This is a genomic window from Paenibacillus sp. FSL W8-0186 (genome assembly GCF_037969765.1).
Lineage (GTDB): Bacteria > Bacillota > Bacilli > Paenibacillales > Paenibacillaceae > Fontibacillus > Fontibacillus woosongensis.
The window spans coordinates 293,963-311,591 of record NZ_CP150207.1 but is presented as its reverse complement, the minus strand read 5'-3'; the positions used below and the strand labels follow the sequence as shown (position 1 = coordinate 311,591).

Sequence of the window (17,629 nt, the reverse complement as noted above, 5' to 3'; positions counted from 1 at the left end):
GGAATGTATAAACTGCTTATTGTCGACGATGAAGAAATCGTGCGCGAAGGACTTCGGGACATTGTCGCCTACCTGCAGGTTCAGCATATCGGGCAAATCCTGACGGCCAAGGATGGCGCGGATGCGCTGTCCATCATTAATATAGAGAACCCGCAAATCATACTCACCGATCTGAACATGCCGGTGCTGGACGGGATTGAAATGATCAAACAGCTGCAAGGGAAGCATGAGCATAAAATCATCGTGGTTAGCGGATATGATGATTTTCATCTGGTCAAGGAGAGCTTCAAGCTGGGCGTGCGCGATTACTTGCTCAAGCCTGCGCATTCAGAAGAGCTGCTGGAAGTATTGGATAAGATTGTCCGCGAGCTCCGCCAGGAGGAGCAGCAGTACCAGAAGGGCGAGTCGGAGAAAATGTTAACCCAAATGGAGAGAGTCAGCAGAAGCATGAATTGGGTGCTCCAAAGCGCTGAGCAGGATGAGCATGCTCTGGAACGCGTATTCGCCGAATTGGGCCTCAGCCTGCCTTATCCGGATACGGCGGCAGCGATTCTCTCCCCCATGCATTCCGCCTCAAACGCCGAATCGTTGGGCGCCGACTGGGATGCCCTCTTAACTAGGCCGGACACGAATCGTTTACCTATGAAGCTGTATTCGTTCTACAATAGACAGAATGATCTTGTCGTATGGATCAATTACGATAGACTGCGGGGCGGAAGCTCCGCGGTCAAGCAGGCTCTGGAGCAACTCCTGGGGAGCACTCCAGAGCTCCCTGTTGTTATTGCCGTAGGCATGACCGTCTCGGCAGCGACAGGGCTGGCTCTAGCCTACCGGAGCGCATTACAAGTATTGAGCTACAAGCTGACCGCAGGCCCGCGGTCCATCCTGCTTTACGACGAGATTCTGACAAGGGAGGACCGCCATATCTCGCCTGCGGATCTGAGGATTTTGACCGAAATCATCGATATGGGCCGGAAGGATCAGGTGCTCCCCTATATTCAAAAGTATTTCAATGATGAATCATTAAGAAGAAGCACCCTGGACAGCATCCGGAGCAATTATGATGCGATCCTGCAGACCATCCGCTGGATTCCCCGTCAGAAGCAGGATTTCTCTGCCTTTGAACAGAGCGAGCAATTGCGCTTATACCTCATATCCCGAATACTGCAGACGATCGAGGCGCGCCAGGGCTTGATCCGCAGCTATGATATGGTGGAAATCGCCAAGAAGTACGTCGAAGAGCAATTGCTCGGCGAGATTAATATGGCTGTGATCGCCAACTACTGCAATGTCAGCTACGCGTATTTCAGCAAGTTGTTTAAGGAGAGTACCGGGATGAACTTTCAAGATTATGTCACGATGCAGCGGATGGACTACGCCAAGAAAGCTCTGAACGGCATCAATGTCAAAATTTGCGATGTCGCTTCCGCATTGGGGTACAGCAATCCAAAAAATTTCACCCGCGTATTCAAAAGTTATTGCGGCATGAGCCCGAAGGAATACCAGAAGCTCATGAAATAAGCGGTACTATATGAAGCTTCATGGTGCTTGACGTTCTTCATAGAGGAATTCCAGCCTTCACGTTCGTTATGCGAATGCGAAGGCTTTTGCACGTCGGTAGATATTTTTCGGATGACGAAAAATGATACCTTTTCGCAAACCCGAGTCCTGTTTCCCCTTAAATAATGCGCTTACAATTTAGTTATACAGCAAAAAGAGAGGGGTTTAGAGAGAGATGACAGACTCGGAGGCTTCTACAGCGAAATCAAATCTGGCTTTGGCACGAAAGAAAGGATCCTCCCACAATCGTGACCAGCTTTCACTCCAATCGATGATCATCCCGGGCATCCTGTTTATTCTGATCTTCACGTTCATACCGCTTTACGGCGTCATTATCGCCTTTAAGGACTACAACATCATTACGGGAATCCAGGGGATTTTCTCATCGGAATGGGTCGGATTGGCGAACTTCAAGGAATTTATTTCAGATATTAACTTTTGGAACATGCTGCGCAATACCCTCGGGATCAATTTACTAGGTCTCTGCATCACCTTCCCGGTCACGATCCTGTTTGCATTGTTTCTGAACGAACTCACCTTCCCCCGCTTCAAGAAGCTGACGCAGACGATCACTTATCTGCCGCACTTTATTTCCTGGAGCATCTTCGGGGGGTTAATCATCAATATTCTATCGCCAAGCAACGGTGTATTGAACTACCTGCTGGTGAATTTCGGCATCATCTCCGAGCCGATTCATTTTCTCGCCGAGAAGGATTACTTCTGGCTGCTGGCGGTGCTTACGAATTTAGTCAAGGAACTGGGCTGGGGCGCCATTCTATATCTTGCGGCGATTGCCAGCATCGATCAGGAAATGTACGAAGCGGCTTATATGGACGGGGCCTCGCGGTTTCGCCGCATCTGGCATATTACACTGCCGGCGATTACAGGCACGATCGTCATCCTGCTTGTCTTCTCGATCAGCAATATTCTGAACAGCGGCTTTGACCAATTCTTCGTCCTGCAGAACCCGCTAAACATTGACGCCAGTGAGGTCATCGATACTTACGTGTACAAGGTCGGATTACGGGAATTCCGCATGGAGTATGCAACGGCCGTCGGATTAATGAAGACCGTTATTGCGTTATTCCTGCTGTACCTGGCTAATTTCATAGCTAAGAAAATAACCGGGAAAGGGATTTTTTAGGGAGGAACCTATGGTTAGAGATCATTCATGGCCGAATCGGCTGTTTAATATGTTCAACGTATTCATCATGGCTTGCTTAATCGTACTCACCCTGTATCCCTTCTGGTATTCCGTCATCGGCTCATTCAATGATGGCCTCGACTATGCCAAGGGCGGCGTGTATCTATGGACAAGGCAGTTCACATGGGATAACTATAGCGCGCTGTTCAGCGATACCGCATTAGTGAAGTCCTTCGTTGTAACCTTATCCAGAACGGTGATCGGCACCGTCACCCATGTACTTTTTACGGCCTTGTTCGCCTATGCCTTCTCGCGGAGGAACCTGAAATTTAAAAGGCTCTATTCAACACTAGGGCTGATGAGCATGTATCTGAGCGGCGGACTGATCCCTTACTTCATTCTGATTAATGCGCTGGGGCTCTACAATAACTTCCTGGTCTTTATTATTCCGACGCTGTTCAGCTTCTGGAATGTGATTCTGTTCCGGTCTTATTTTGCCGAGCTTCCCGAAGCATTGATCGAATCGGCCAAAATTGACGGCGCAGGCGAGTACACCATATTCTTCCGCATTATTCTCTCGCTGTCCAAGCCTGTTATTGCTGCCATTTCATTATTTACGGCGGTCGGACACTGGAATGCCTACTACGATGCCATGATCTTCACCCAGGGCGACAGCCTGCAGACCGTGCAGCTGTACATCCTGAAATTGATTCAGAGCACGGAGGCGGCCCTATTGCTTGCGAATATGTCAGGCTCCCTCGGAGCGGCACAGGGTTCAGTCACCACCACCACCCTGCAGTTAGCCGCCATGGTTGCTGCATCACTGCCGATTGTGCTGGTCTATCCTTTCGTACAGAAATTTTTTATTAAAGGAATGCTCATTGGTTCTGTCAAAGGCTAGGCGGTATTTGAGGATTGATGATATTAGATTTATTATTCTACACATAGGGGGAAATACCATGAACAAAGCATCATTGCGATTATTGGCGATTGCGTTGGCTCTAACGGTCATGATCACCGGCTGCTCCAGCCAAAAGGGCGCAGGCAACAGCACACCGGCCGAGTCTAATTCTTCTCCAGAGGCAGCAGCCTCCCAATCCAACAGCGAGCCTGGCTGGAAATCGAACACCTCGCCCGTGTCCCTGTCCTGGTACACCGGAGTGGCGGGATATTCCAAGAAGTGGGACGCCAAAAATAACTACGTGGATAAGCTCATCACCGAAGAAACCGGGGTCAGCGTGGAGTTCATTCATGCGGGCAACGATGTGAACGCGGAGTTCAACGTTATGATGGCGACCAGCAATTTGCCGGATATCATTACACTCGACCGCTGGAACAGCACTTCGCTCATCCAGACGCTGATGAATAGCGGAATGGTAGCTCCGCTGAATGAGTTAATGGAGAAATACGATCCTTACCTGTCTACAATTCTGCCGGAGACGATGGTTGATTGGTATACGCAGGCAGACGGGAATCTCTACGCGATTCCGAACTACTATGTGTCGCCGGAAATGCTGGAGCAATATCCTGACGTCAAGAAATTCTATAACGAACGCTCGAACGGCCAGATTATCGTCAGACAAGACATCATGGATCAATTAGGGATTACGGTAGAGGACCTGCAGCAGGAGGACTCCTTCATTGCAGCCCTGAAGAAAGTGAAAGAGGCGAATATTCAATACAATGGCATGACCGTACTGCCGCTGTATTTCGATGACAAGGACAAATATATCAATGACTCCCTGGGTGTGCTCGCCGGCTCCTTTGGTGCGGTACCTGAAGCGGAGGACGGCTCATACGTTGACTTCCGCAGAACGGAGGAATTCAAGCATGTGCTGGAGTTCGCCAATCGATTATATTCCGAAGGACTACTGTCTCTGGAGAACTTCACCAGCGCACGTAATCAAATTGAAGAGAAAATGACGCAGGGCGCCGTCTTCATGAAGATCGGCAGCTACGCCGATTATACGACACCCGTCAGCCAGCTGTATCTCTCGGATCCAAATGCGAAATACATTACGATCGATGCGATCAAATCCAACAAGGGTACACTGCCCCAGTATGGCAGATCTCTGAACAAAGGCTGGACGCTGACCTTCGTGAACAAGAAGTCCAAGCACGCAGACCGGGCAATTCAATTTTTGGAGTACCTGTACAGCGAGCAAGGCCATGCAGCCAGCTTCTTTGGCAAAGAAGGCGAGACATTTACGATCACCACCGATGGCAAATACAAGCGCAATCCAGAGATTGATCAAGAGTTTAACGCGGATTGGAACGCCGCTACGAAGAAGTGGGGCTTCGAGTCAATCTGGTGGTTAACGAACGAGGTATGGCTTAAGCATGTCAGGGAAGCCGAAGAGACAGAGCAGACCCAATACATGGACGGCTTATTCTATGGATCGGCCAAATACATGTACAGCAACGACGTCTTAGACTCCGGCAACCTGTTCGACGCTTATGAGCCAGGCTCCAAAGAGGCGAACGCCGAAGCCAAGATCACCGTCTACTGGGCGCAGATCGTTCCCAAGATGATTTTAGCCAAGAACGCCGCAGAATTCGAATCTCTTTACAACGAAGCTATGGCTACCTTGGATAAGCTGGGTCTGGGCAGCATCGAAGCTGCTAAGAATGCACGTGTCCAAGAGTTCAAGCAAGCAACGGGCGTCAAACTGGTATCTCCGAAATATACAGGCGAGTATAAATAGAACAAAACAGCTCCAGCTCCATACCTGCTTAGGTATGGAGCTGGAGCTGTTTTGTGGTGAGCTTACTTTGTATGACAAAGCTTGTATCCCCTCTTCCGCCGGCTTACCGTCTTCTTATCTGCGGATGCAGAGAACTTGCCTTGTATGATCATAAATACCGGCCGGTATGCGAGCCCGCATGCTTCATGATTGCTTCCGGCGTCCCTTCTGCGATGATATGACCGCCCTGCCGTCCCCCTTCCGGACCTAGATCAATGATCCAGTCCGCAGTTCTGATCAGCTCGCTGTTATGCTCGACAATGATCACGGTATTGCCTGCATCCACGAGGCGATCCAGCAGCTTGGACAATTGCTTCACATCACTCGGATGCAGCCCGGTCGTCGGCTCGTCTAATAAGTAGAGGGTGCTGGTCTGCGATGTCCTCATCAGCTCCTTCGCCAGCTTCAACCGCTGTCCTTCCCCGCCGGAGAGCGTGGTCAGCGACTGCCCCAATTTTAGATAGCCTAAGCCAATCTCCACCAGCAATGCAAGGATTGAACGGATTTTCCCTTCCTCCTTAAAAATATCCAAGCTATCCTGTACAGAGCTCTCCAGAATTTGATTAATGGAATACCCGTTATATTGAACGGCCAGTACCTCCTGCTTGAAGCGCTGTCCATGGCAGACCGGACATGTCACCTCCAATTCCGGGAAAAACAGCATGTTCATCGGGACATACCCGAGCCCCTGACAATTCTCGCAGCGTCCGCCCTCCGTATTGAAGGAGAAATGCTTGGCCGTCAGCTTCCGCTGCTTGGCTTCCTTTCGTTGTGCGAAGGCATTGCGGATTTCGGTGAATACCTCTGTATACGTTGCGACATTCGAACGCTTCATCCTGCTGAGAGGCGATTGTCCGACAATTACCATTTGGCCGAAGTGCTCCAAGCCGTCCACCCGCTCAAAGCCTTCATGGATTTTATCATTTCCCTTCGCCAGCACATCGAACACGAGCGTGGATTTTCCAGAGCCTGAAACTCCCGTAACTGCAATTAAACAGCCGACCGGAAAAGATACCGTCACATCCTGCAAATTATGCAGGCTGGCCCGATGCACGACGATCGCTTGTCCTGTACCTTGGCGGACATTTCTTCTTGCTGCAGGATCATGGCGCAAGTATTGTCCGGTGATGGATTGTTCTTGATGGATGAGCTCGGACAGTGTGCCCTCGCCGATGACCATTCCGCCATAAGCTCCCGCTCCCGGCCCCATATCGATAATATAATCCGCCTCTCTCATCACATCGACATCATGCTCGATGACAAGGACGGTATTCCCCAGATCCCGTAAATCCTTCATCACGCTAACCAAGCCCAGGGTATCCCGCGGATGCAGCCCCGCCGTAGGCTCATCCAGAATATACAGCACGCCGGTCAAGGCCGAATCCAGGATGGAGGCTAGCCGGATGCGCTGGGCTTCGCCGCCGGAGAGGCTGACCGTCTGGCGGTCTAAGGTCAGATACCCCAGCCCGGTTCGAATCAATCGATTGAGCTTGGTGGCCATATCCAGAGTGAACGTCTCTACCTGCAGCAGGGAATCATGATCCAGCGCTGACTCGACCCGCTTCACCCAGTCCAGCATTTCCTCCAGGGAATGGTGGACAAGCTGGGGGATCGTCGTATCCGCAACTGTAACGGTTCTGCTGATTTCATTTAACCGGCTGCCCTGACAGTCATGGCATTGCTGCGAATAGAAGTAAGCTTCTCCCTCCGCCGACGCGCCTGACTTCTCAGAGAAGCGCCGCCACATGCCCGTCAGCACGCCTTCAAACTTTCCATCGCCTACCGCCTTCGGAGGGGCGATATGAGGGAACCATTGCTTCACTTCCTGACTTTCCACGCCATGGTACAGAATCGCTCGTTGCGCCGGGCTGTAGTCCTTTAGAGGAAGACCGTCCTCGATCGGTACACCGTAGTGCTTCATAGCGGTCTTAACAATCGACACCTGATAATCCGCATACCGCCCCTTCCACAGGTCAACAGCGCCACCTTCGATCGAATTCTCCGGATGAAAGACGGATGCCTCATGAATTTGCACCACCTCGCCTAACCCCTTGCAGGTCGGACATGCGCCTTCTATCGTATTGTAGGAGTAATGGGTGCGCGTCAGCTTCTCCATGCGATGCTGGCAATGCGGGCACTTGATAAACTCCTTGAAGCTGCCCGCTTCTTTCTCGATGTCCTCCTGGTTCAGCGTTGGCAGAATCTCCTGATGGCAATTCGGGCAAGGGCGTTTCCCCAGCTTCTCAAAGATCATGCGCAAGCTCGTGTACATATCGGTGACTGTGCCTACGGTGGAACGGGGATTGCGGTTGGTCACATGCTGGCTGACGCTGATGGCCGGGGATAGGCCGACGATGGAGTCCATCTTGGGTTTATTGATCCCCTGCATGCCCATCGACTCCAGATACTGCCGTTGGCATTCCCGGAATAAAGTGTCGATCGCTAAGGTTGACTTGCCCGATCCGGATGGTCCTGTCAGTACAACCAGCTTGTTCTTAGGGATGGACAGGGAAATATTGCGCAAATTATGCTCCCTCGCACCCTTAATAAATATCTCGTTATTCAAACGATCTCCTCCTCGAAAAATTTCTCAGCCTACCCCGATATTACAACATTCGTGCAAGTGTGAAGGTTTAAGAAGCAGCTGCTGTATGCAGCGGTGTAATCAGAAACAAAAGCCGTCCACGCTACTTTAAGGTTTTAAATGAAGCTAGGCTTTCCCCAGATGGGGATGGATGGCGCTGAAGCTATTGATTTGCTCATTTGATGCAAAAAAAGCAGCCCTGCATGAGCTGCTTTCGATTGGATTATTATTGGATTTTCTTGGCGATTTCAACTTCCTTAACCAGAACATTCACATCTTTAAAACAGTCAACAAATTTGTTAGCTTCCGTCATTGTTCTTACTCATCCATCGGTATAATCACTTTTAAAGAGTGGTATTGTACCCAGTTTTCAATTTCACTTTTTAGAAAAACCCTATGTCCGCCAGGGAGCTCCATGATAGGTAAGAACGAATACCTGTCGTATATTCCCCCTTTGAATTCCTCTCTCTTTTTTCTATCCGAATCAATCAAGTTCTTTAAATCACTGGTTGTGATCCCAAGAAAATCGGACAGTTCATTCTCTGTAAGTATGGTTTTACTATCGCTAATCACTTTTTCAGCTTCGTCATTAGGGATATTTCTTCCTCTCTCAGCTAACAAATAACATCCTCCTAGAAAGGAAGCAGAAAGAATTATACTACAAATAATGTTGGCATATTTATTCATTGAATCCAAAGGCCTCCTAAATAATAGATTAATAACGTAAATTTAATTTCCGTAAGGAAGGGGATGGGGTTGTTACATGGAATTATATACCATAGTACCAAAAATACATACAATGACCAGGGATAATATCTTCGTATCCAATGTCTAACAAGACGGATCTCCTTTGCAGATTTCAATGTGTTTTTTAATGAAAAAAGGTAAGCGACATCACCAACACTACGTAGTGAGCCGATAGTGCTCAAACGATGTGTTCCATGGGCCAGAAAGGGAACTGTTGGGATAACGCTCCAATGGAGAGCTTGATGTCTGAAGAGATTGTGACACAATAAAAAAATAAAAAAGAGTGTGAAATATGAAAAAAATATTATTGGTTTGTATTATGATAATGTTGATGCTAGCATCGGCTTGTGGAAATGTTGAAATGACATCAAATCCAGATACTTCTAGTGAGACTAAATTTGAAACGGATGAGTCTATTATTCCAAAAAAAACATCCGAATCTTGTCTTGTAGAACGTATACTTTTGGATAGTGAAACTGAAAAATATTTCTATGGAACTTGGAAAGTTGAGAAGCTTTTAGGATTTGCAAATTCATATAATGATGCTTCTGAATATCCAACCGGGAAAAAATTTATTGGAGATGAATTAATAATCAAAAAAGACTTTTTTTCATCAAAGGGACTTAAAAACTATACTGATTATCAGCATGAACTTAAAAATCCATTATATGAGATTACAGCGACATGCTATAACTCTGACTCTTTTTATAGATTATATAAAATAGATATCCCAGACTTAAATATAACTGATGTAGTAAAAGCAATAGACATAAGTGACCCTTCTACAAAACTTAGCATACCTGTAAGTGTAAGTTTTTTTGTTGTTAATAACGATAGGCTCATCTTGTTATCAGAGGCAACTATTTTTGAGCTTAAAAAAATTACTGATTAAATGAATTAAGGTTATGTAATAAGTTCTTGCTAATAGAATAGAAAATACCCAAGAACCTCCTATCGTGAAATCGCTAAATCTACCTCGATATTACAACATTCGTGCAAGTGTGAAGGTTTTGGTTTATGATGCTTTGTAGAATAACCAATCAAGGTCGTAAACAAGATCATAGGCCGTCACATTACTCTAATGTTTTAATTTAAACTTTCGCCGTATGGGGAGGTGACTGTATGAAACTTAAACCCATTGAAATTGCGAGGAAATTAGATGTTGGTACGAGTGCATTGCGGCATTATGAAGATTGGGGGATTGTTCCAACTCCACAGCGGGGTGCCAATGGCTATCGCATCTATACGGAAGAACATGAGGCTTATTTTAAGTGTATCCGGGCGATGTACCCGGGCTTCGGCATGGCCTTGGTTCGGAAGGTGATGCCGATGCTTCAGCAGAAAAAATATACGGAAGCGTTGTGGGAGATCAACCGGGTACAAGCCGAGCTGTATCAGAAGAAACAGCAAGCCCTGCAGGCATTGGAGATTCTGAAGCCGGATCAAATGGAAAGCTTCCTTGCCAGCCGGAAGAAGCAGTGGTATACCATCGGGGAAGTCGCGAAGGAAATAGATGTGCCTGCTACCACATTACGGCACTGGGAGAAGGAGGGCTTGATTGCCCCTGACCGCGATCCCGAGAGCGGTTATCGGCGATATCATCGCGACGATATCCGCCGGTTATTAATTATTAGAACCGTACAGTCCTCTGTTTATTTGCTGGAAACGGTCCGCGGGATCATGGAGAAAATTAATCAGCAAAGCCTGTCCGAGGTTCGAAGAATTACCATGGATTCATTGGCTTATATGGATGTGCAAATCGAGCAGCAGCTTCACGGCGCACATTATCTCTATAAGCTCATTGAGCTGCTCAAACGAAACGGCGGATAGCAGCTTCCCCGGCTCTACCATATCGGTTTGTAAAAAGACTCGAAGCCCCTGTCCTAAGACTGGGGCTTCGAGCTTGTTATTGGATAAACCCTTGTTATTTCAATTATTTCGCCGCGCTAGGCTCAGGCTCGCTCTCCAGCTTGGCTAGAGCCGCCTTGCTCACGTCTACGCGCTTGACGAACAGCGTAAGCACTAGTGCAACCACGGTAGTCGCAGCCGCAATCAGGAAGGAATATTGAATCCCTTCAAGCAGGGCCGTTTGGCCGATTTGGGCCTTTACTTGATCCGTAATTGTAGTGGGATCCATGGTAGCAATTTGGCTGGCCGCGCTCGATTTCGTTTTCGAGTTCATGATCGATACGAAGATTGCGGTGCCAATCGCCCCGGCAACTTGCTGAATCGTGTTGTTCGCCGCCGTACCGTGCGGATTCAGGCGCGTAGGCAGCTGGTTCAAGCCGTTCGTCATAATCGGCATCATAACCATGGAGATCCCGAACATACGCAGGGAATACAGCATGATGATGTGGCTATATGTCGTTTCCAAATCGAATTTGGACATCATAAACGTAGCAATAGCGGTAATGGTCAAGCCGACAAAGCCAAGCACACGCGGTCCGAACTTATCGAAGAGCTTACCCGTGATCGGGGACATAATCCCCATGACGATAGCGCCGGGAAGCATCATCAGACCGGAATCCAGCGGCGTAATGCCGCGCACATTTTGCACGTAGGCTGGCGTCAGGATCATACCCGAGAACAACGCCGCCGCATTGACGGCCGAAATGATGGCAGCCATCGAATACATCGGATATTTATAAATGCCCAGGTTCAACAGCGGAATTTCAAGGCGCAGCTGGCGAATGACGAACAGCGCAACTCCGATAACACCGGCAACGATGCAGGTTACGACGACAGGGTCGCCCCAGCCGGCGCTGCTTGCGTCACTGAAGCCGTACAGCAATCCGCCAAAACCGATTGTGCTAAGCACCACGGACAGGTAGTCCAGCTTGGTCTCCTTCGTTGGCATCACACTGCGGAACTTCCAGATGGCCAGCAGCAGCGCGATAACCGCAAACGGAAGAATCATCTCGAACAGCAGGCGCCAATCGTGATATTCCACGATATAACCGGAAAGTGTCGGTCCGATGGCCGGAGCCACGATCATAACTAGACCGAATACCCCCATGGCTGCGCCGCGTTTCTCACGCGGGAAGCTGATGAGCATGATGTTCATCAACAATGGCGACATGACAGAGGATCCAGCAGCCTGGATCATCCGTCCAGCGATCAGCCAGCCGAAGTTCGGCGAATAGGCCGCGATCAAGGTTCCCAAAGTAAAGATGGATAATGCCGTAATAAACAAACTGCGGTTCGTGAATTTCGTCAGCAAAAAGGCTGAGACGGGTATTAAAATCCCGCTGACCAGCATATAGCCGGTGGACAGCCACTGAACGGCAGAATAATCAATGCTGAAATCATGCATGATTGTCGGCAAAGCGACATTAAGCAATGAGTTATTAAGAAAGGCAACGAAGGTTGCAAAGAATAACAAGCCTATCATTAAATAGGGCGGTTTTTCCAACTGTTTCACAGTATCGCTCATCCTGAAGTTTCTCCTATTCTCTATTTAAAATTTAAAGTTACTTGATGATTTTATATCATCGGTACAATAAAATCAAGTTTTTATACCCAGGGTATAATTCACATTGTATTTTTGAAGCATCGTGGATATACTTGTTGGTATCAAGTTGTACGGAGGAACTCATGAATCGACGTAAAATGCAAGTGGTGGACCATGCTTTTGCCCTGTTTATTGAAAAGGGAATCATGCAAACCTCTATTCAAGATATTATTGAACGCGCAGGCATTTCCAAAGGGACATTCTACAACTACTTCTCCTCGAAAAATGATTGCGTCAGCGCCGTATTAGAGAAGCTGCGTTACGAAGCGCGCATGAAAAGAAGCGAGCTGCAGATCGGCAAAGACCCCAGCGATATCCATATCTTAATCGAGCAAATCGCGATGATCTCGCAAACGAGCCAGAAGTACGGGTTATCCGCCTTGTTCGAGGAAATTCTGCATTCCCACGATAAAGAAATGAAGCAATATGTCATGTACCACCGGATCATTGAAATCGGTTGGCTCGCCGATCGCCTGGTTGAAGTATATGGCGAGAAATTACGCCGTTCTGCATTTGAGGCGGCCGTGATTTTCATGGGGGTTCAGCAGCACCTGCTGTTTACGGCCAAAAATATCAATCAAACCCTCGATCCAAAGGATGTCGCCAGTACAATATTTCTGCACTATATGAGTCATATTATCGAATGCCTGGTCGAGAAGAACACCTCCGTCATTGATGACGAGAAGCTGCATGTGATGAAAGGCCAACTGATGCAAGAAGAGGTCAAGCAGGAGGATATTCTCCAGGCACTGGACGATTTCGCATGCCAGCTTAGATTTACGAAATCGCAGGCCGAACTATCGGCAGCGCTGCGTTATGAAATCGATCAACAGCCTTTGCGCGAATCCGTCGTCAACGCACTCCTGAAGCCCTATGTCGAAGCCTTCAGGGGCTCTGACGGCTATGACCAGTCTAAGGATATTATGACCATGATCTGGAGATATATGAGGCAATAGATGATGAGTTGGTTGGTGAAAATAGACCAAATACCGCCTAACGGCTGCAGCAGCTGCCTGTTGGGCGGTATTTTTTGGGGGAGTAAGCTGGCGTTTCTGGTGAACTGTTTAACTGATGAGCTGATGAATTGCTGGGTTGCTGAGTTGCTGATATGGTGAACTGCTGATATGGTGAACTGCTGGACAGTTGTGCTGCTGATCCTTGCGGACCCTGGTTCCGCTATTTCACAAGAATTCTGCTTTTTCTAGAGCTAACGGACACAGCGGACCTTATTGGTACCAAATCGATGCGTTCCATGGTCATTTTCACAAAATAGCGCCTTCTGTGTCCGTTGGCTGGCCAATTTCGCGAAAAAACGGCAAATAGCGGATCTCCTGACCGTTAGCAATTGTGCCTTAACTTACTCCTAGCTCGTGCTCGCTAGTGGAAACGCAAATACTATGGGGTTGTATCTTTTGAGCTTTATGCATAAGTTAGAATAAAGTGTTATATATCACATAAGTGTTTGGGGAACGTCGGGACCAATAAAAAGGAGTGAAAAAATGAGTACATTTGTTTTAGTCCATGGCGCATGGCACGGAGGATGGAGTTGGGATAAAATAGTCCCCTTGTTGCGAGACGCCGGACACCGGGTTCTTACTGTAGACTTGCCCGGACATGGAACGGATACGGATACAACTGCAGTTTCGAAAGTTACTTTGCAAGACTACACGGATCATCTATGCCGTGTTTTGGACAATGAGTCTGAACCGATGATTTTGGTGGGGCACAGCATGGGTGGACTTGTGATCACCCAAACCGCTGAATATCGTCCTGACAAAATTCAATTGCTCGTTTATGTATGTGCCTTTCTGCCGGTAAATGGTCAAAGCTTACTTCAAATCCTCGAAAAGGACGATACAGCATCGCCTCTTCCTATCATAAGAAGCGAGGATAACACTTATTTAAAGCTCAATAAGTCATTTGTAAAAGACGCTTTTTTTGGTGAGTGCTCTGAAAATGATTCTTTTGAGGCAATACAAAAACTTTGTTTCCAACCACTGCTGCCTTTTGCCACACCCGTTCGGACAACGGAAGATAATTTCGGAAGGATCCCCCGTGTGTATATTGAAACACTCAAGGACAATGCTCTCTCCACAAGATGTCAAAGAGAAATGTACGCTCGAACACCTTGCAGGTCCATTATTACTATGGATACAGACCACTCCCCATTCTTATCACAACCGAAAGTTTTATCGTCTCATTTGAATAACTTAGCTGAGCAAATGGAAGTTTGCTAGATTTCAAAAGTCCTTTTTTATATAATTTGATACTTTGGTTCAAAATCTCCTCCCCTTTGATTAGGGACATGCAAAAAAGGCTCATTCCTAACTTGTGATTCAAGCTGGAATAGGCCTTTCACCTTAGTTCAATATGCTAAATTCCCTTTGGTCATATCACCTGTCTTTGTATCAATAATAAAGCTCCAACCACTTCTTCCATAAACATCAGTATGATCCTCATCTCCTTCACAAACAACAGACGGCTGATTCTTTAAGGTCGATAAATAACTAAAATCAAAACCTTGAGGAGGATGTTTAACAAATAACAATGTACCATCCATTGCATACCCTTTTAACACTTTCTCAAACTGATTTTCTTTGGAAATAACGATTGCAACACCCTGCTCCGGGTAAATTTGAGCATTCAGTATATTCTTACAATTTACTTGAATTAAATGATCTTGTAATTGCCAACTGATCTTATCATTAACTTTATCTAAATTAAAAATCTGTTTACCCTCAAATGAAAGATAAAAAATTAGGTCCGGAGAATAGTTTTGCCCTGCTTCAACAACTACATATTGTTTTTCATTATTTAAAGAAGCAAAATATGCATTGTCATACTTTTTAGTTATATGTTTTCCATTATACAACCAGGAAACACTTCGATCCTGATCATCCCATTTAAAATTATCAATACCCATATATTTAATCCCCTTTTTATTTGATTGACCTTACTGATACAACCTCTAGGTAATCCATCTTGTCTGTACCTCTAGGAAGTAGCATTTGTATTTGATTACTTCCACCAGGTAAATATTTATCAGCATTTAGATCTATCTGAGGTCCAACAGGCCCTTTGATTACTGGTAGTTCCACACCTTCTTTCACTTTATAAGTAACAACTTTGCTGCAATCGACTTTCCAATCTGATTTGACGGCCAAATTGTTCCTAACAAAATCTATATTAGGAATGTTATCAAACGTAGCAAAATTTCCTGGCGATGTTACTGGTTGTGTACTATCCAGAGCCATCTGGAATGTATCCCCTGGTTTTAGTGTAGTTTTATGTACTGTTATGTCGAATCCCTCAGGCCATGGAGATTGTTCTTCTATTAACTTAATATAAGACCTTGAGGCCTCTTCAATACTTTTCCCTGGATTTTCAGCTAGGAACTTTTCCCAGGTATTTGCACTTCCTTTTGCAAGTGCATTTTCAATAGCCTTACCCGCCCCCTCAACAGAATCCATCTTCCCGCCGCCTGATCCCGAATCAGGCTTAGACTTAGAGAACTGCGGCTCCGTCTTCGGCATGTCCATATCCCGGACAGGGACTTCAGGGCCACCGGGGGTAGCAAACGATACTTGCGGCCGCGTTTGCGCCGCTTCCTTCACATTCTTCACAAGCTCCTTCACGGTCTTGCCGGAGAATTTGGCTCCCGCTCTGGCGGCGCCTTCTACTACCGTGATCGCAAAGAACGCCTTCGTCACAGCTCGTCCGTATCTTACGCTCTCCTCATAGGTGGCTTTGCCGGAAAGAACCTTCGGCTGCAGCTCGATGATATCCTGGAAAGGAACCACGAACTCCTCTGCCGCGGCGTCGCCGAGCAGCTTCTTCATATCATGGATCGTCAGCTCACCGGTCGCAATTGCTTCCCCTATAGCGTAATATCCCGGCACGGTATCTGTCCAGAATCCCAGGGTTGCCGGATTGGAATTGACGGCGAACTCGGCCAAGTCCTTTACGTCTTCAAACAATTGACTGACAATGCCGTCTCCAACGCCTACGATCGTTACGGCAGCGGTCAATCCGCCGGTTTTCAGGTTCGGATCATTGCGAATTCCCGAGCCTCTTTCTGAGCGGGCCAAATCCAGTAGGTCCTTCGTGATCTTCCCATCTACCTCGAACATCTCCCATCCGAACCAATCGCGCCGAACTGCCGCCATGGAGCTCACTGTGTTCGCGATATGCTGGTAACCGGCTACAGCAATCAGGAATTCCTGATTATATTCGCCCGTAATCTCGCCTTGGTAGATGTTCATGTCCTTCAAATATTGCTGCATGTTGCGGATATCCTCCGCAGGAACCGCCTGATTGTATTCATCCAGCAGCGCCTGCATTTCCCTGCGCCGCTCTGCCGCTTGACGCACCGCCGCCGCAATCGCGTCATAGTGGAGTTTCGCCCATTCCCGGTAGAGGGGATTAATCATACCGGCTGCAATTATCAAGCGCAGCTCGCTCTCTTTCGGCATCGCGGACAGATCCTGTTTCAGCGGGTTATATTCGCAGGCATCCAGCGGAGAGCCTTTATAGAACACGGCCAAGCTGACCCCGGACTTATACCATTCCTCAGCGACGCCGAGCTTCGCTAGCTGCTCCCTTTGCTGCTGGGCAGACCGATGTGCATAACCCATATACAGTTCATTATTGTAAATCGCATATATTTTATAGGCCGCTTGGTTTCGGGCAATCTCTTTGAAGCTTGAAGCGATGGCCTCGAGCTCCTCCCGCGCCCACACCTGCTCCTTCGCCGTCCCGGTGTCCAAAATTTGCAGCAAAGAGGCGATCCGCTCATCCTCCTTCACCGGGTCGAGACGCTGCACCAAAGAGGCGTCCTGAAGCTCCAGCAAGCTGCCCTTGATCCATTGCAGCAGCGATGGCCTTGACTCCGCAGACGAAGCCTCGTCTGGATCAGCGACATTCTGTCTCGCTTTCTCCATGAAGCGCTGAAACCAGCTCTGAATCGTCCCCTTGAGGGTAAACGTCGCTGATTTTTTCACCCCGGTCGCCTTTGCCGAATCCTTCTCTGCCTTTATGTATGTATTTTCCGCATAGCGTAAAGCCTGAACCTTCTTCCTCATCTGCTCGTCAATCCGCTCGGCCAGCTTGCCGATTTCCCGCAGCAGGCCGCTGGCTTCGCGTGCCGCAGATCGCACGTAATGCTCGGACGGATCGGAATATGCCGCCTCCACATCGCTTATTAGCCGGTTTAATTCCCTGGACATTCCCGTAATTCCGTTCTCCATTGTGCGCTCCAAACGCTCCAAGTCGCGTGCCAAGCCCCCAACTCGGCTAGGATCCACCTTATTCAAGCTTGTCCAACCTCATTTCAGAAAATA

Annotated in this window: 13 protein-coding genes; 8 read left to right on the top strand and 5 right to left on the bottom strand. The window is 47.7% G+C overall.

Features of this window, described 5'->3' with window-relative positions; translation table 11 throughout:
• The first annotated feature begins 3 nt into the window (after positions 1 to 3).
• The 4 genes from MKX50_RS01420 to MKX50_RS01405 all read left to right on the top strand — a co-directional run bounded on the left by MKX50_RS01420 (position 4) and on the right by MKX50_RS01405 (position 5,409).
• Complete coding sequence (locus MKX50_RS01420; RefSeq protein WP_339158208.1) at positions 4 to 1,521, top strand: response regulator; 1,518 nt, start codon at positions 4 to 6, stop codon at positions 1,519 to 1,521.
• Between the two features lie 214 nt (positions 1,522 to 1,735).
• The gene (locus MKX50_RS01415; RefSeq protein ID WP_339158207.1) at positions 1,736 to 2,704 is read left to right on the top strand and encodes an ABC transporter permease subunit; all 969 of its coding nucleotides are present in this window, start codon (positions 1,736 to 1,738) and stop codon (positions 2,702 to 2,704) included.
• A 10-nt stretch (positions 2,705 to 2,714) separates the two neighbouring features.
• The gene (locus MKX50_RS01410; RefSeq protein ID WP_339158206.1) at positions 2,715 to 3,605 is read left to right on the top strand and encodes a carbohydrate ABC transporter permease; all 891 of its coding nucleotides are present in this window, start codon (positions 2,715 to 2,717) and stop codon (positions 3,603 to 3,605) included.
• A 58-nt stretch (positions 3,606 to 3,663) separates the two neighbouring features.
• Positions 3,664 to 5,409, top strand: coding sequence for an extracellular solute-binding protein (locus MKX50_RS01405; protein ID WP_339158205.1), 1,746 nt, complete (start codon positions 3,664 to 3,666; stop codon positions 5,407 to 5,409).
• Positions 5,410 to 5,557: 148 nt separating this feature from the next.
• Here the strand turns inward: MKX50_RS01405 and MKX50_RS01400 are convergent, their stop codons facing one another.
• Together MKX50_RS01400 and MKX50_RS01395 are read right to left on the bottom strand one after the other, a co-directional pair.
• Positions 5,558 to 8,014: an excinuclease ABC subunit UvrA gene (locus MKX50_RS01400; protein WP_339158204.1), complete on the bottom strand. Its 2,457-nt coding sequence runs from the start codon at positions 8,012 to 8,014 to the stop codon at positions 5,558 to 5,560.
• A 336-nt stretch (positions 8,015 to 8,350) separates the two neighbouring features.
• Complete coding sequence (locus tag MKX50_RS01395; protein ID WP_339158203.1) at positions 8,351 to 8,719, bottom strand: hypothetical protein; 369 nt, start codon at positions 8,717 to 8,719, stop codon at positions 8,351 to 8,353.
• A gap of 352 nt (positions 8,720 to 9,071) precedes the next feature.
• Here MKX50_RS01395 and MKX50_RS01390 point away from each other — a divergent pair, with 352 nt between their 5' ends.
• Together MKX50_RS01390 and MKX50_RS01385 are read left to right on the top strand one after the other, a co-directional pair.
• On the top strand, positions 9,072 to 9,671 hold the full coding sequence (locus MKX50_RS01390) for a hypothetical protein (protein WP_213590729.1): 600 nt from the start codon (positions 9,072 to 9,074) through the stop codon (positions 9,669 to 9,671).
• Positions 9,672 to 9,901: 230 nt separating this feature from the next.
• On the top strand, positions 9,902 to 10,609 hold the full coding sequence (locus tag MKX50_RS01385) for a MerR family transcriptional regulator (RefSeq protein ID WP_339158202.1): 708 nt from the start codon (positions 9,902 to 9,904) through the stop codon (positions 10,607 to 10,609).
• Between the two features lie 103 nt (positions 10,610 to 10,712).
• Here MKX50_RS01385 and MKX50_RS01380 read toward each other — a convergent pair whose 3' ends face one another.
• The gene (locus MKX50_RS01380) at positions 10,713 to 12,212 is read right to left on the bottom strand and encodes a DHA2 family efflux MFS transporter permease subunit (RefSeq protein WP_339158201.1); all 1,500 of its coding nucleotides are present in this window, start codon (positions 12,210 to 12,212) and stop codon (positions 10,713 to 10,715) included.
• 161 nt (positions 12,213 to 12,373) lie between these two features.
• Between MKX50_RS01380 and MKX50_RS01375 the strand changes: the two genes are divergently transcribed.
• Positions 12,374 to 13,246 (top strand): TetR/AcrR family transcriptional regulator, encoded by an 873-nt coding sequence (locus MKX50_RS01375; RefSeq protein ID WP_339158200.1) that lies wholly within the window; start codon positions 12,374 to 12,376, stop codon positions 13,244 to 13,246.
• 543 nt (positions 13,247 to 13,789) lie between these two features.
• Positions 13,790 to 14,527, top strand: a complete 738-nt coding sequence (locus MKX50_RS01370) for an alpha/beta fold hydrolase (RefSeq protein WP_339158199.1) — start codon at positions 13,790 to 13,792, stop codon at positions 14,525 to 14,527.
• Between the two features lie 128 nt (positions 14,528 to 14,655).
• On the opposite strand, the gene MKX50_RS01365 is transcribed toward MKX50_RS01370, so the two are convergent.
• Positions 14,656 to 15,213, bottom strand: a complete 558-nt coding sequence (locus MKX50_RS01365; protein ID WP_339158198.1) for a hypothetical protein — start codon at positions 15,211 to 15,213, stop codon at positions 14,656 to 14,658.
• A 16-nt stretch (positions 15,214 to 15,229) separates the two neighbouring features.
• Complete coding sequence (locus MKX50_RS01360; RefSeq protein WP_339158197.1) at positions 15,230 to 17,569, bottom strand: hypothetical protein; 2,340 nt, start codon at positions 17,567 to 17,569, stop codon at positions 15,230 to 15,232.
• Positions 17,570 to 17,629: the final 60 nt, after the last annotated feature.

Coding starts and splice junctions, on each gene's coding strand:
- MKX50_RS01420 (WP_339158208.1), top strand. CDS start 4: ATGTATAAACTGCTTATTGTCGACGATGAAGAAATCGTGCGCGAAGGA.
- MKX50_RS01415 (WP_339158207.1), top strand. CDS start 1,736: ATGACAGACTCGGAGGCTTCTACAGCGAAATCAAATCTGGCTTTGGCA.
- MKX50_RS01410 (WP_339158206.1), top strand. CDS start 2,715: ATGGTTAGAGATCATTCATGGCCGAATCGGCTGTTTAATATGTTCAAC.
- MKX50_RS01405 (WP_339158205.1), top strand. CDS start 3,664: ATGAACAAAGCATCATTGCGATTATTGGCGATTGCGTTGGCTCTAACG.
- MKX50_RS01395 (WP_339158203.1), bottom strand. CDS start 8,719: ATGAATAAATATGCCAACATTATTTGTAGTATAATTCTTTCTGCTTCC.
- MKX50_RS01390 (WP_213590729.1), top strand. CDS start 9,072: ATGAAAAAAATATTATTGGTTTGTATTATGATAATGTTGATGCTAGCA.
- MKX50_RS01385 (WP_339158202.1), top strand. CDS start 9,902: ATGAAACTTAAACCCATTGAAATTGCGAGGAAATTAGATGTTGGTACG.
- MKX50_RS01380 (WP_339158201.1), bottom strand. CDS start 12,212: ATGAGCGATACTGTGAAACAGTTGGAAAAACCGCCCTATTTAATGATA.
- MKX50_RS01375 (WP_339158200.1), top strand. CDS start 12,374: ATGAATCGACGTAAAATGCAAGTGGTGGACCATGCTTTTGCCCTGTTT.
- MKX50_RS01370 (WP_339158199.1), top strand. CDS start 13,790: ATGAGTACATTTGTTTTAGTCCATGGCGCATGGCACGGAGGATGGAGT.
- MKX50_RS01365 (WP_339158198.1), bottom strand. CDS start 15,213: ATGGGTATTGATAATTTTAAATGGGATGATCAGGATCGAAGTGTTTCC.